This is a genomic window from Kitasatospora sp. NBC_00240 (genome assembly GCF_026342405.1).
Classification (GTDB): Bacteria; Actinomycetota; Actinomycetes; order Streptomycetales; family Streptomycetaceae; genus Kitasatospora.
Genome location: NZ_JAPEMU010000001.1, coordinates 9,155,960 through 9,169,303 on the forward strand (window position 1 = coordinate 9,155,960; position 13,344 = coordinate 9,169,303).

The window sequence follows — 13,344 nt, forward strand, 5'->3', positions numbered from 1 at the left end:
GGCTGCGGGGTGACCAACGGTCATGTCCGCGGGGACCTGGCCGGTCGGCCGACGTCTGGCCGCGCTGCTCATCGGCATCGCGGTCTGCCTGGCCTCCGCCGTCCTGATGGCCCCGAACCTGGCCCGGGCGGATGCTGCCCTCTCGGTCACTCCCGGCCACGGCCCGGCCGGCGTCGGAGCCGTCGTCAACGGTGACGGCTTCGGGGCCTGCGTCACCGTGGTGACGCTCAGCTTCGACTCCGACGACTCTGCGATCGACGACGCGCAGGTCCGCAACAGGGATGGTTTTGCCGTACCTTTCACCGTTCCGGCGGACGCCGTCGCCGGGCGGCACGAGGTTCGCGCGCAGTGCCTGGCCCGGGTTCCTCCGCCGAGGACCGCCGTGGGCGAAGTGTCTGAAAGTCCGCAGACCGCGCCACTCGTGGTCAGCGCCGGGTTCACGGTCGATGCCGGGCGCACCGGCTCGGCCGGGACACCGGTGCTGCGGCTGGACCCGGATCGGGGGCGGCCGGGCGCGCAGGTCCAGGCCACCGGCACCGGGTTCCGGTGCCCGGGCGGGCCGGGCACGGACGTGGAGCTGTCCTGGACGGGCGGGCGAGTGTTCGCCCGTACGCCGGTCGACGATGAGGCCGGGTTCAACGAGGTGATCGTGGTGCCGTCGGATTCCTCCGCCGGTGGGCGCGTGCTCCGGGCCGCCTGTTCGGACGACAGCGGCGTGACGGACAGCTACTCCTTCACCGTCGAGCCCGCCGGGTCGGGCGGCGGCGGAACGAACCCCGGCACGGTCTCCGGCAACGGCAACGGCAACGGCAACGGGAACAGCAACGGGAACGGCAACAGCAACGGCAACGGCAGCGGGCACGGGGGCACCACGGACTCCGGCGGCACACCCGTCGCGACGGTGGTCGGACCGGCGGTCGGCGGAGCCGTTCTGCTGGCGGCCGCCGCGGTCTTCCTGCTGCACCGCGGCCGAGCGCCCCGGGCCGCCTACGCGTACGGGCACGGGCAGGGGCACGGTCATGCGCAGGGGCAGGGGCAGGGGCAGGGGCAGGGGCACGGGCACCGGCCCGCGAATGCCGCCCACGCGCAGGTCAGCGCCGTGCTCCGGCCGGTCGGCGCCGCCGAGGTCCGGCTCTCCGAGCCCGAGGGCGAGGGCCGGCCGACCCGCGCCGTGCGACTCGAACCGCACGCTGATCCCGGTACCCAGAGCATCGAGGAGGCGGGACATGAACACGGCGATCCTCCATGACCCCGGCACCGTCAGGGAGTTCCTGTTCGGTGACGGGCCCGACATCGCTGCCGATGCGCTCACCCAGGCCCTGCACGAGCAGGAGGCGGTACGGGAGCTGGCCGGCGGTGTGCACGGCCTCACGGCTCCGGTGGCCCGGATCGTCGAGCGGGAGGTGGCCTCGGTGGTCGAGGGGTTCCTCGCCCTGGACGTGGTGGACCTGGCGGCCGGAGGCTGGCGCCGGCATGCCGCCCTCAGGGAGGCCGCCCGGCGCACCCGCGAGGTCCCGGGCAGTGAGGAGGTCGTTGCCCTGGCGACCCACCGCATCACCTCCAGCCACCAGCCGCAGGTCGATGTCCTCGTGGACGGAACCCGGGTGGGAACGGTCGACCTGGACCTGCGGCTCGTGTTCGACCTGGAGGGCCTGGTGGTCGTGGTGCGGGACGCGCGGCTGACGGCGGTGCGGTCCGGACGCTGCCTGGTGACCGGCCGGCTCGCGGCCCACCGAATCCTGCTGGCCCAGCGCCAGGGCCAGGTCAACCTGCCCGGCGCGGTGCACCTGCGGCACGGGCTGCGTCTGCTGCCCGAGCCGCCGCCCGCGCAGCGACCGCCGCCACCGCCGCATTCGCCGCCGGCCGCCGCGGGAGACGTCGGCCACAGCCGCCAGGCCGATCGCGGTAGCCGCGGTGACCGCGCACGGCAGCCTACGGTCTGGACGGGAGGGCGGCCGGCCTGACCGCCGTGGCTCGACTTCCATGGCCCGACCGCCAGCTGGACAACCGGGCGCGCCCGAAGCGCTGCCGGACGCCAGGATCGTGCCCTGCCGTGTGGACCGGCGGTCGACCGATGAGCACCTGTAGAACCGGGGCGTACACAGAACGGCTTCAAGTGGCGGCGCTGTTGTCAGATTCAGGCATCAGTCGGCACATATGCAAAACCGACTGATTGCTGACTCCAGGTCTCCCTACTGTGGTCAGCGGCGCGGGCTGCACTTCTGTCAGCCCGCCAGTCGCCTTGAGGTGGAGAACCTGTGCTGCAAAGCCTCCGTCCGCCCGTTCCGACCCGCCTGCTGCGCGCCGTCACGGCCGCCGCGCTGACCGCCACTCTGCTCTCGGGCCTGGGAAACCTGGCCCCGGGAGCCGTCGCCGCCACCACGGACACCACGACCGCCCCGAGCGGGACGTCCACGCTGGTGAAGAGCGTCCAGAACGTCACCCACCCCGGCGCGAACCCGGCCGACCATGGGGACACCGTCAACTGGGTCGTCCAGTACGACAACGCCGCCACCGGCGGCGCCGCCGCGCCTGCGGTGCTCACCGATCCGGTCGTCGCCGCCGGCGGCGGCCAGACCTACCTGCCCGGATCGCTGCACGTCCCGCCCGGCTGGTCCCCGTCCTGGTCCACCGACGGCACGTCCTTCAACGCCGTCGACCCGGGCCCGGCCACCAAGGCCGTCCGGGCCGAGAACCCGGTCGCGCGGCCCGGCGGCACCGACCTTTCCGCGCCGTTGCTCGCACCCGTCCGCCCCACCGCGCAGTCCACCGGCGGTGACGGGTTCACCCCCATCCTGTACCGGACGGCGTCCGGCGAGGTCGAGTCGTGGAACATCTACCACCACGCCGGGCCGACCGCCCGCCAGGTCGTCTGCAGCAGCCTCTCGTCCGGGCAGCCCTGCACCGGCGGCCCGTGGCCCCGCCCGCTGAACACCACCGCCGGCCCGCTCGGAGCCGGCAACACCGGTGACATCGGCAGCCCGCTCACCCCGCAGTACGTGCTGGATCCCGGACGGCCGGGCGTGGTCTACTACCCCGCCGTCACCGCCGCCGCCGTCGGCGTCGGGTGCCTCGACCTGGGGCTCCGCGCCAACTGCGGGTTCTTCGCGCTGGCGAGCACCGCGGCCGCGCCCAGCACCGCGAACAGCCTGGCCGGGCTCGTCACCGTCGGCGGCAACCTCTACGGAGTGGCCAACACCGGTCAGGTCATCTGCCTCGCCGTCGCCACCCGCACCCCCTGCGCCGGGCAGCCGTACGCGCCGGTCGTCACCCCCAACCACGACCTGCCCAGCACGCCCGGCGCCCTCTACCTCGGCGCCCTGACCACCATCGGGAGCAAGGTCTTCGCGTCCTCGTCCCCGCAGAGCGGCGGCTCCACCACCGCGGGCCCGCCGACCCTGGGCTGCTTCGACACCGCGACCCTGGCCGCCTGCACCGGCTGGAGCACCCCGCTGCCGGCAGGGCCCGACGCCGGGTACTACACCTACAACGCGTACACCTCGTACGACACCGCCGGACAGCCTGACGGCGTCTGCACCACCACCGTCGGCGGGACCAACCTGCGGACCACCTGCTACCGACCGGACGGCACCGCGTTCACGGCCCCGGCCACCCTGGCGGCGCTGGGCGGCGGCGTGCTGACCTTCAACCCCGAGACGGTCACCGCCGACGGCGCGACCCGCAGCTACTTCCCCGTGTGGGGCGGCGGCGTGCCCGGCGCGACCGTCTGCCACGACTGGACGCACGCCGCGCCCTGCACCGGATTCCCCACACCCGCCCTGCACCCCGGGGTCAACGGCGGGAACACCCGCGACTACGGCTACAGCTACGACGCCACCACCCGCTGCTTGATCGGCCTCGGCGACGCCGGCGTCCTGTTCTCCCTCGACCCCGCGAGCGGGGCCACGCCCTGCGTGCACAGCGGCGCCACCGTCACGCTCAAGCCCGCCGACTTCTACTGCGACGGTGCCGCCGGCCACGTGCAGGGCTACACGCTGGCCCGGTTGACGGGCATCGACCTCTCCCACGTCGACCTGGCGGCCTCCCGGGTCCTCGTCACCGACCCCGACGGCAGTACCGTCGCCACGCCGGCACTCAGCCCGACCGGGACGGCGGACCTGTCGGCTGTCTCCGTCACCGCGCACCCCGCCATCACCGTCACGGCCCAGCTGGTGCTCACCGCCGCCGACGACTTCACCCCCGACAACCGCCCCACCCTGGTGGTCGAGTACCAGGGCGACGCACCGCAGATCTGCTTCCGGACCACCATCGCCGCCGACTGCGCGACCACCAGGATCTCCAACACCGCGACCGGCACGGACGCCACCGGCGCCCTCACCTCCAACACCGTCGCCGTGCCCGTCGCGCCCGGACCGGAATGCCGGCCCCAGGTGACCGTCAACAAGGAGATCTGCGGCTCCGACCACCCGCACGACTGCGGCCCCGGAGGCCCGGGCCCGTGGGCCAAGACCAGCCCCGTCGGGCTGCTGGGCCTGCTCGGGACGGCCCACTGGCGGATCACCGTCACCAACGCCGGCCCGGTGGACGCGGTGGCGGTGAGCGTCAACGACGCCGTCACCCCGTCCTGCCGCAGCGCCGCCGGCACCTTCACGCTGGCGTCCGGGAGCAGCCGGCAGATCTACTGCGACTCCTTCCTGCTGGCCCTGCCGATGAAGAACACCGCGTCGGTGAGTTTCGTCGCCGCGAACTCCCCGGCCGGTACCGCACCGACCACGAGCGCGCCGTCCTCCGCGGTGGCCTGCTCGCTGCTGTGCATCCTGGCGGTGCCCGGCCGGGACTGACCCGCTCGGAGTGCTTTTCCCGGCCGGGCCCACCGCGTTCTCGGGCCCGGCCGGCCCGTCCACCTGCAGACGATCGACACCGCACGCACCGACCCCTTCTCCACCTACGTGCCGTCGATCCTTGACAAGAACTTCCGCGAGGACTGCTCCAAGCGCAAGCACATGGTCGGGGAACGGCAGGTCGACCTCCGCGAACTCCTGATGCAGGTCGACGGCGACAGCTTCGGCGACCGACTGCACCTCCTGCCGGCCTGCACCGACGGATTCCTGCTCGACGCGAAACTCGTCACCTCACGCGAGGTCCGCGTCAAGGAGACCGCCCTCGAAAAGGCCCTCACCGAACAGGAGAAGGAGTTCGATTTCGTCATCGTCGACTGCCCGCCCAGCCTCGGCTACGCCATGGACAACGCCCCCTACTACGGGACGTGCAACGGAGGCATCAACCAGCGCTGGACGACGCCGTCGGTCGCGGCGTGAGCCCGTACAACACTCCGACCGGCGCTCAGGACAAGATCGCCGCGACGATCACCGCCAACGCCGGCGTGAAGCACTGGATCATCTGGGGCTGCAACGACGAGAACGTCCAGGGCGGCGTCACCGCGATGGAGAACGCCGGCATCAGCGCCGACAACGTGATCGGCGTCGGCCTGGGCGCCTACCTCGCCTGCAAGGACTGGAGCGGCAGCAAGCCGTCGGGCATGAAGGCCGCGCTGTTCATCAACGGCAAGGACGTCGGCGCGCTGGCCGTCCAGACCATGTACGACAAGCTCAAGAACAGCAAGGACTTCCCGAAGGAGGGCTTCGCCCCCCAGCACGACGGACAACCCGTCGTCCCGCACATCCCGAAGGTGACCAGCGTGAGCACAGTCCACGACAGGGCGACGTCTGCCCAGGCGTTGGCTCTGCGGGCTCGGATCGTGTTGGCCTGCGACGGCCTGGACGTGCCGTCGATCGTGGCTGTCGCAAGGGAGTTGGGGATCACCGCGGACACCGTCCGCAAGTGGCGTCGCCGGTTCCTCGCCGAGCGGCTGGACGGCCTGGTGGACGAGCCGCGGCCGGGCCGGCCTCCGAGCATCGCGGTGGACGAGGTTCACCCCCGGCACAGGCCCGCGACGTAGCCCGGGTGGTCGCCGGGCCGCCTCAGGGCCTCTACGGCCGGGCCTGACGCCCGGCTGCACGGGGTGGACGAGCCGGGCCCCGCCGCGGGGAGGTCGCCGCCGGCCCCGTCCGGCCGGAGTCGGCCACGCAGGGCGTCGGCGAGCGCCACCTGCCTTCCGGTGTACGCCCGAGGGGACCAGAAGGGCTCTCCTGCGGATCACCGGTGTCGAACGCGGCGGACGGCGTGGTCAGCCCGTTGCGGACGTAGTCGGTGGGTCCGGCGCTCCGGCATGCCCGGCATCATGGCCGGCACCGGCTTGCGCAGGGCACCAACTCTCGTTCCACTCCGCCGGCGCCGGCGCTCCGCCCGGCCGTCGACGCGTTCGTCGGACAAATTCGCTACCAGGCGGCCGGAGCGCCGTGATACACAACCGATGTGCAAAACATTGTGGAGTTCCCCGAGGTCCTGCGGCTGATCGAAGACCGCTCGGCCGCGTTCCGCGCCGCGATCGCGTCCGCCCCCGACCTTGACGTCCAGGTCCCGACCTGCCCTGACTGGACGCTGCGCGAAATGGTGCAGCACCTCGGTGACGGCCGCCGCCGCCAGGCCGCGATCGTCGCGGCGGGCCCCGACGCTGAGCCCCCGGCGAGGACGGACCCGAAGGGCGCCCCGACCGCGCCCCGCGACCGCGAAGCCCTGGACGCCTGGCTCGCCGAGTCGACCGAGCTCATGCTCGACGCGCTGCGCGAGGCCGGCCCGGACCGCGGTTGCTGGACCTGGTGGGGCCGCTCGCAGGCCCCGGAGACCAGCGGAGCCGTGGCCCGGCACCAGATCCAGGAGATCGCCGTCCACACCTACGACGCCCAGCTCACCCAGGGGGCCGCAGAGCCGCTGCCGACGGACGTCGCGGTCGAGGGCGTCGACGAATTCCTGACGACCGTCTCGGCGACGTCCGTCGCCTGGCCGTTCAAGCCGGCCACCATCGACCTGCACGCGACCGAGGGCCGCTCCTGGCGCCTGACCCTCGACGCCGACGGCGTCCGCTGCGACGACCTCGCCGCCGACGCGGAGCCGGGTGACATGGTGATGCGAGGCGCAGCGAGCGAACTGGTCCTCTACTTCTACGACCGCGTCCCGCTCGACGGCCTGGAGACCACCGGCGACACCGAGCCGATGGAGCAGCTCGCAGACTGGGACCCGAACGCGTAGAACGCGGGCTTGGGACGCGTCTGTCGGTGGTGTGCGCGCTCCTGCGGGCGCCACCGGGCCCGGGGTTGAGGATCGCGCGGCTGCGGGCAGGCCGCGGGCCTGCTGTTCAAAGTGCTGTTCAAGGTGCCGTTCAAGGTGCTGTGCAAGGGCGAAAGGCGCACCTGCGGGCGGCTCGCGCTCGACCGGGGACAGTGCGCGGCGGGTGCGGATCGCTGGGACCGACCTCGTAGATCAAGCAGCGGTCGGTAGCGGGCCCGATGGGTGCGCTGCTCTTCTTGGGCCGGCCGGCCGGCCGTGCTTGGTCGGGCGGGGGTGGCCGTCTGGGGTCGGGCGGGGTGGCCGTCCGGACGGCGAAGTCCCCGCCGCCGCCAGGCCGGTAGACGTTCCCGGTCCGAGCGTCAGACGCCGGGTCGGGAGCGGAACGCGGTGCGGTACGCGGTGGGGGAGACCCCGACGGTGCCGGCCAGGTTCTGGCGGAGCGAGACGGCGGTGCCGAAGCCCGATTCGGTGGCGACCTGGTCGATGGGCAGGTCGGTCGTCTCCAGCAGGCGGCGGGCCCGGTCCACCCGGCGCTGGGTGAGCCACTGGCCGGGGGGCAGGCCGACCTCCTCGACGAACCGGCGGCAGAAGGTGCGCACGCTCATCCGGGCGTGCTCGGCCAACTCGGCCAGCGGGAGCGGACGGTGGAGCTGACCCAGGGCCCAGACCCGGGTGGCGGCGGTGGTCGCGGCATCGGGTTCGGGCAGCGGGCGTTCGATGTACTGGGCCTGCCCGCCCTCCCGCCACGGCGGCACCACGCACAGCCGGGCGACCCGGTTGGCGATCTCGCTGCCGTGGTCGCGCCGGACCAGGTGCAGGCAGAGGTCCAGCCCGGCGCCGACGCCGGCCGACGTCAGCACCTGGCCGTCGTCGATGAACAGCACGTCGGCGTCCACCTCGATCTGCGGGAAGGTCCGCTGGAAGTGTGCGGCCTCGTTCCAGTGCGTGGTGGCCCGGCGGCCGTCCAGCAGGCCGGCGGCGGCGAGTACGTACGAGGCGGTGCAGATCGACACGATCCGGGCCTGTGGGGGCAGTAGGGCCAGTGCCGCCGCCAGGTCGTCGGGCAGCCAGTCCCGGGGGCCGTCCGGGCCGCAGGTGAAAGGGGGGATGATCAGGGTGTCGGCGGTCGCCAGTGCCTCGCTGCCGTGCGGCACGTTGACGGTGAAGTCGGCGTCGGTGGTGACCGGGCCGCCGTCCAGGCTGCAGGTGACCACCTCGTACAGCGGTTTGCCGTCCGCACCCTCGGCGGTGCCGAAGATCCGTACGGGGATGCTCAGTTCGAAGGGGTAGACGCCTTCCAGAGCCAGGACCACGACACGGTGCATGGCAAGATTCTTGTCGATATCGGCAGTCTTGCCACTCGTTCGGGCCGGTCCGATCCGGAAACCTTGTCGTCACGCGGCCGGTGCGGCCGCCGGAGGACACAGGAGATGACGATGCGTGCGATCGGCCAGGACGGTTTCGGCGGCCCCGAGGTACTGAAGGTCGTGGAGGTGGAGCGCCCGGAGCCCGGCGTCGCCGAGGTGCTGGTGCGGGTGCACGCGGCCGGGGTGAATCCGACCGACTCCTGGCACCGGGGGAGCGGCGGGCTGGCCGGCAAGGTGGTGCGGCTCGGCTGGGACGTCTCGGGCGTGGTCGAGGCGGTCGGCCTGGGCGTCACCACGCTCGCCCCGGGCGACGAGGTGTTCGGAATGCCGCGCCACCCGCTGCCCGCCGGGACGTACGCCGAGTACGTCACCTCGCCTGCCCGGCATTTGATCCGCAAGCCCGTCGGGCTCGACCACACCGAGGCCGCCGCGCTGGCGCTGACCGGGATGACCGCCTGGCAGGCGCTGGTGGACACCGCCGACGTGCGGCCCGGGCAGCGGGTGCTGATCCACGCCGCCGCCGGCGGGGTCGGCCACCTTGCGGTGCAGATCGCCAAGGCGCGCGGCGCCCACGTGATCGGTACCGCCCGGGCGGCCAAGCACGACTTCCTGCGCGGTCTCGGCGCGGACGAGCTGATCGACTACACGGCTGTCGAGTTCGAGACGGCGGTCGGTCCGGTGGACGTGGTGATCGACCCCATCGGCGGCGACTACGGCCCCCGCTCGCTGCGGGTGCTGCGGGCGGGCGGTCACCTGGTCTCGCTGGCCTCACCGGCGGAGGCGTACCTGGCCGAGCAGGCCCGCCCGCTCGGCATTCGGGCCGCCTTCATGGCGGTCGAGGCGGACCGGGCCGGGCTGCTCGGGCTGGCCGCCCTGGTCGAGGCCGGCCGACTGCGGCCGGTGGTGGACACCGTGCTGCCGCTGGAACTGGCCGCCAAGGCCCACGAGATGCTCGACACCGGGCGGACCGCCGGCAAGCTCGTGCTCGCCGTCGTCTGACCCCTACGGTCAGGCGTTCGCGAGCATCGAGGCGCGGGGCCGGCGCTCCCGGCCCTGCTTCGAGCCCGGCGGCTCAACCGCTCCCCAGGAGCTGTTCGGTCCAGATGGTCTTGCCGGCCGCCGTGTACCGGCTGCCCCAGCGATGGGTGAGCTGCGCCACGAGGAACAGGCCGCGGCCGCCCTCATCGGTGAGCTGCGCCCGGCGCAGATGCGGCTGCGTCTGGCTCGGGTCGGAGACCTCGCAGATCAGCACGCGATCCCTGATCAGCCGCAGGCCGACCGGACCGCCCGCGTACCGGACCGAGTTCGTGACCAGCTCGCTGACGATCAGCTCGGTGGTGAAGACGAGATCCTCCAGTCCCCAGGCGGTCAGCCGGCTCGCCACGAGCCCGCGGGCCCGCGCGACGAGGGACGGGTCGGCGGGCAGCTCCCAGACGGCGGTGTCGTCGGCGGACACCTCCTTGACCCGGACCACGAGCAGTGCCAGGTCGTCGTCCGGTGGCTCGTTCAACAGGGTGCCCAGGATGCCGCGTCCGATCTCGGTGACCGGCCGCCCGCTGTCGGCGCCGTCCCGCACGCCCGCCCTGACCACCGCCAGCTGCCGCTCCGAGCGGTCGGTGTCCTTGGCGAGCGCTCCGCCGTACAGGGCCAGTACGTCACCGGCTTCCAGGCGCAGTTCGACCGGTGCGAACGGATGCCCGCCGGTGCCCAGGACCGGACCCGGGTGGTACCTACCGATGCCGGTTCCGCTGTGTCCTCTGGTGGCCAGCACCGGCGGCGGGTGGCCGGCGCCGGCCAGCACGCAGGTCCGGGACACCGGGTCGTAGGTGGCGTAGAGACAGGTGGCGCCGGTCAGCGCGCTCGGCGCGTCCGCGTCGGGTTGCTGGCGGTCGTCGTCCTCGATGAAGCGCACCACGAGGTCGTCGAGGTGCGCCAGCAGTTCGTCCGGACTGAGGTCGAGATCGGCCAGGGTCTGCACGGCCGAGCGCAGACGCCCCATCGCGGCCGTGGCGCTGACGCCGTGTCCGGCCACTGTGCCCATGACGAACGCCAGTCGGGTCGAGGGAAGTTGGATGACGTCGAACCAGCCTCCGCCGCCGACGGCCGCCGTCGTCGTGCTGGCGGGCACGTAGGCACCGGAGGTCTCGGCCCCGGTGACGTCCATGACGGGCCTCGGCAGGAGACTGCGCTGCAGGGCCTCCGCGGTACGGCGCTCGCGGGTGTACCGGCGGGCGTTCTCCATGCTGAGGGAAGCCCGGGAACCGATCTCCTCGGCGAGGACGGCGTCCTCCTGGTCGAAGGGGCGGCGCTCCGCGGTGCGCCACAGGACCAGGGCACCGAGCACCGAGCCGCGGGCCTGCAGCGGAACCATCATCAGGGAGGCGGCTTGTGGGGGAAGGATCAGCCGGACGCGCTCCTCCTCACCCGCCAGCACCGCGCGCAGCTCGCGCAGGTCGGGGAGAAAGACCGCCGAGCCCCCGCGCAGGTGCACGCTCTCGATGCTCTGCAGCCGGATGGTGTCGCCCACGGAGTAGCTTCCCGGCGGCCACCGCCCGTCGGCGGCCCGGACGGCGACGCGTCGCATCGGCGCTCCGGTCACCAACTCTCCCGGCTCCTCGCCGCGCAGCACGGGTTCGGTGAGATCGACGGCCACGAGGTCGGCGAACGCGGGGACGAGTACGTCCGCCAGCTGCTCGGCGTCGCGTGCCATGTCGAGGGAGCTGCCGATCTCCGCGGCGGCCGCGTTGAGCAGCGCCAACCGCTCGGCGGCGCGCTGGTCCGCCGGGGGCAGCGGCGGGGCCCGGCGGAGGTCACCGGCCACGGCGACCGGTACGGGGTGGTCCGGATCGGCGGGGCGCAGGCGCAGCAGGACCCGCGCCGACGAGCCCTCCAGCAGGGTGATGATGTCGACGTCGGCCTCCAGGCGTCCGCCGTCCAGCCGCAGGAGTCGGGCACGGGCGCTGCGCCGGGCGCCGCCCACGGCTCCGGCCACGAGGCGGGCCCACAGGTCGGGGTCCTCGAAGAGCAGTTCCGCGTCGAGCTGCTCGGCGCCGGGGCCGCCGATCGTCTCAGGAGCACCCAGCAGGGCCGCGGCAGAACGTGTGCACGTCAACACCTTGCCGACCGCGTCGAGTACCAGAACCGCCGTGGGGAAGTCCGCTGCCGCGACGGGTTCTTCCGGGTCGTTGTCGCTCACTCGTGTCTCACTCCGGCAGGATCGAGGGCGCTCCTGTTCTCATTGAACACTTCACGCGGGGTCGGCGCGCGCCGGTGGCGGACGGTGACACGGTCCTCGCGCGCCGGTCCGGCCCGCGGTGCGGGCCCGGCCGCCGACCGCCCGGGGCCTGCCGTCCGGGTCGGCCGGGCCCGGACCTTTGCCCTGCCGTCCGGGTCGGCCGGGGCCCGGACCTTTGCGGAGCCCCGGCCCGCCAGGTCGTGGCGCCGGCAGCCCTCGGTCGTGCAGCACCCCTGTCCTGGCGGTGGTCCGGCTGGCACGATACGGGTGGGGGTGGCCCGTCGGGGCGCCGGAGGTGATGGGGGAGTGATGGGCGTCCTTGACATCGTGGTGGCCGTCGGGCTGGTCGCGCTGCTGTTGCGGGCGCTGGTGCGGCGGGGGCCGACGCCGGGGCCGTTGTTGCTGGCGCTGGTGTTCGGCGGGCTCGGCCTGTGGCGGGGGTTCGGCCCCGGGCCCGGATGGCTGCTCTGGCCGGCTGTCGTGCTCCTGACGGTGACGGCGGGGGACTTCCTCCTTGCCGCACGTCTGAACAGCCGGATGCCGCACACGGATTCGGCCGAGGTGAAGGCAGAACTCCTGACGGATTGCCGCAGTGACGGCGGGCGGCAGCAGTTGACGCTGGCCGTGGCGCCGGGCGGCGCCGTGATGCTGGACGGCGTCTGGCGGGACGCAGTTCGACGGGACGCCGTGATGGTGACGGCCGGCTGCCCGGTCTGCCTCGTCGAGGAGGTGACCGCCGAACTGGCGGGCCCGGAGGCGCAGGCCTTGGCCGCCTACCGCCGCGACCGGGCCGCGGGGACGAACCGGCTGGTCGTGCTGAGTCGCCGGGGCGACGACTGGGAGGCGGCCCTGGAGCCGGTGCGGGCCTCCTCGAAGCCGTTCCGGCCGGTGGACTGCCCGGTCCACCGGTGAACCGGGCACACGAGCGGGCCGCCCCGGCGGCGTCGTTCAACGACGGTACTCCGGCAGGGGGTTGACCTGGTCGACGGCGTGATGGAGACGGGCGAGTACGGCGGCGGTGGCTTCGCGGGTGACGGGGTCGCTCTCGTGGTCGAGCTTCTCGGCCAGGAGTTCGGCGGCGGCCGCGACGACGGCGGCGGGCAGGGTGACCTCGCGCAGCGCCAGCATCTGGGCCGCGGCGCGCCGGCCGGGGCTGGACTCGTCGGGGCGCTGGGGGATGAGGGCGGTCAGGCCGCGTTGTCCGGGCCGGGAGGTGTTGTTGCCGGGGTTGCTCACCGGGTGATTCTCCCGTGATTCGCGCTGTCCGCCCACCAGGTCGTTCGCCATCAGCGCGCCCGGCCCGGCACCGGCCACCGCTCGTGCTCGCGAGGCCCGCCCGCGTGGGCGGGCGCGGTACGGGTCGCTCGGCGGGAGCTGAGCGTGGTGTGCCGATCGGGCTCGTCGTTGGTCATGCCGTGCCAACCGGGCCGCGCTCGTCATGGTTACGGGTCGATGGGCCGACCGTGGCCCTGGTCCGCCGCCGTCGCCTCGTTCCTGCGGGCCGAACCGGTCGGTCCGAGCCGGCTCCGGCGCGGAACCGGTCGGTCCGAGCCGGCTCCGGCGCGGAACCGGTCGGTCCGAGCCGGCTCCGAC

General features: G+C 73.5%; 11 protein-coding genes. 8 read left to right on the forward strand and 3 right to left on the reverse strand.

The window, feature by feature from the left end:
* Positions 1–22 precede the first annotated feature (22 nt).
* The 6 genes from OG689_RS38875 (at position 23) to OG689_RS38900 (ending at position 7,110) form a co-directional block, all read left to right on the forward strand.
* Positions 23–1,249: a hypothetical protein gene (locus OG689_RS38875; protein WP_266326423.1), complete on the forward strand. Its 1,227-nt coding sequence runs from the start codon at positions 23–25 to the stop codon at positions 1,247–1,249.
* The gene (locus OG689_RS38880; protein WP_266326425.1) at positions 1,227–1,964 is read left to right on the forward strand and encodes a hypothetical protein; all 738 of its coding nucleotides are present in this window, start codon (positions 1,227–1,229) and stop codon (positions 1,962–1,964) included. The genes OG689_RS38875 and OG689_RS38880 overlap by 23 nt, the downstream gene beginning before the upstream one ends.
* 294 nt (positions 1,965–2,258) lie before the next feature.
* Positions 2,259–4,802 carry a hypothetical protein gene (locus tag OG689_RS38885; protein ID WP_266326427.1) on the forward strand — a complete coding sequence of 848 codons (2,544 nt, stop codon included), beginning with the start codon at positions 2,259–2,261 and terminating at the stop codon, positions 4,800–4,802.
* Between the two features lie 108 nt (positions 4,803–4,910).
* Complete coding sequence (locus tag OG689_RS38890) at positions 4,911–5,279, forward strand: AAA family ATPase (RefSeq protein WP_323189365.1); 369 nt, start codon at positions 4,911–4,913, stop codon at positions 5,277–5,279.
* Complete coding sequence (locus tag OG689_RS38895; RefSeq protein ID WP_266326429.1) at positions 5,276–5,920, forward strand: helix-turn-helix domain-containing protein; 645 nt, start codon at positions 5,276–5,278, stop codon at positions 5,918–5,920. Before OG689_RS38890 ends, OG689_RS38895 begins: the two co-directional genes overlap by 4 nt.
* 416 nt (positions 5,921–6,336) lie before the next feature.
* On the forward strand, positions 6,337–7,110 hold the full coding sequence (locus tag OG689_RS38900) for a maleylpyruvate isomerase family mycothiol-dependent enzyme (protein WP_266326431.1): 774 nt from the start codon (positions 6,337–6,339) through the stop codon (positions 7,108–7,110).
* Between the two features lie 398 nt (positions 7,111–7,508).
* Here OG689_RS38900 and OG689_RS38905 read toward each other — a convergent pair whose 3' ends face one another.
* Complete coding sequence (locus OG689_RS38905; RefSeq protein ID WP_266326433.1) at positions 7,509–8,474, reverse strand: helix-turn-helix domain-containing protein; 966 nt, start codon at positions 8,472–8,474, stop codon at positions 7,509–7,511.
* Between the two features lie 111 nt (positions 8,475–8,585).
* Here OG689_RS38905 and OG689_RS38910 point away from each other — a divergent pair, with 111 nt between their 5' ends.
* Positions 8,586–9,515 carry an NADP-dependent oxidoreductase gene (locus tag OG689_RS38910; RefSeq protein WP_266327750.1) on the forward strand — a complete coding sequence of 310 codons (930 nt, stop codon included), beginning with the start codon at positions 8,586–8,588 and terminating at the stop codon, positions 9,513–9,515.
* 73 nt (positions 9,516–9,588) lie between these two features.
* Here OG689_RS38910 and OG689_RS38915 read toward each other — a convergent pair whose 3' ends face one another.
* On the reverse strand, positions 9,589–11,712 hold the full coding sequence (locus tag OG689_RS38915; protein ID WP_266326435.1) for a SpoIIE family protein phosphatase: 2,124 nt from the start codon (positions 11,710–11,712) through the stop codon (positions 9,589–9,591).
* Positions 11,713–12,060: 348 nt separating this feature from the next.
* Between OG689_RS38915 and OG689_RS38920 the strand changes: the two genes are divergently transcribed.
* Complete coding sequence (locus OG689_RS38920) at positions 12,061–12,663, forward strand: hypothetical protein (RefSeq protein ID WP_266326437.1); 603 nt, start codon at positions 12,061–12,063, stop codon at positions 12,661–12,663.
* A gap of 36 nt (positions 12,664–12,699) precedes the next feature.
* Here OG689_RS38920 and OG689_RS38925 read toward each other — a convergent pair whose 3' ends face one another.
* On the reverse strand, positions 12,700–12,987 hold the full coding sequence (locus OG689_RS38925) for a hypothetical protein (protein WP_266326439.1): 288 nt from the start codon (positions 12,985–12,987) through the stop codon (positions 12,700–12,702).
* Positions 12,988–13,344: the final 357 nt, after the last annotated feature.